This window comes from Streptomyces callyspongiae, assembly GCF_047200695.1.
In the GTDB taxonomy this organism is placed as follows: Bacteria; Actinomycetota; Actinomycetes; order Streptomycetales; family Streptomycetaceae; genus Streptomyces.
In genome coordinates this window covers 1-617 of the sequence record NZ_JBJZOM010000053.1, presented here as the reverse complement: position 1 = coordinate 617, position 617 = coordinate 1, and the positions used below count along the sequence as shown (strand labels likewise).

Annotated in this window: 1 protein-coding gene; it reads left to right on the top strand. The window is 69.2% G+C overall.

Going from position 1 to position 617, the window contains the following annotated elements; genetic code table 11:
* A partial coding sequence (locus ACL06G_RS21480) for a GTP-binding protein (protein WP_412836527.1) occupies positions 1-617 on the top strand: 617 nt, incomplete at both ends.

Here is a 617-nt window from a genome sequence, read left to right as displayed (position 1 = left end):
CTGCTCACCGACGGCCTCCGCGCCGAACGCGAGCAGGGCATCACCATCGACGTCGCCTACCGCTACTTCGCCACCCCCCGGCGCCGCTTCATCCTCGCCGACACCCCCGGCCACGTGCAGTACACCCGCAACATGGTCACCGGCGCCTCCACCGCCGAACTCGCCGTCGTCCTCGTCGACGCACGCAACGGCGTCGTCGAACAGACCCGCCGCCACGCCGCCGTCGCCGCACTCCTGCGCGTCCCCCACGTCGTCATGTGCGTCAACAAGATGGACCTCGTCGACTACAAGGAATCCGTCTTCGCCGACATCGCCGAGGAATTCACCGCCTACGCCGCCTCCCTCGGCGTCCCCGAAATCACCACCATCCCCATCTCCGCCCTCGAGGGCGACAACGTCGTCACCCCCTCCGCCACCATGGACTGGTACGGCGGCCCCACCGTCCTCGAACACCTCGAAACCGTCCAGGTCAGCCACGACCCCACCGACGACCCCGCCCGCTTCCCCGTCCAATACGTCATCCGCCCCCAGACCGACGAACACCGCGACTACCGCGGCTACGCCGGCCAGATCGCCTCCGGCGTCTTCCGCGTCGGAGACCGCGTCACCGCACAACC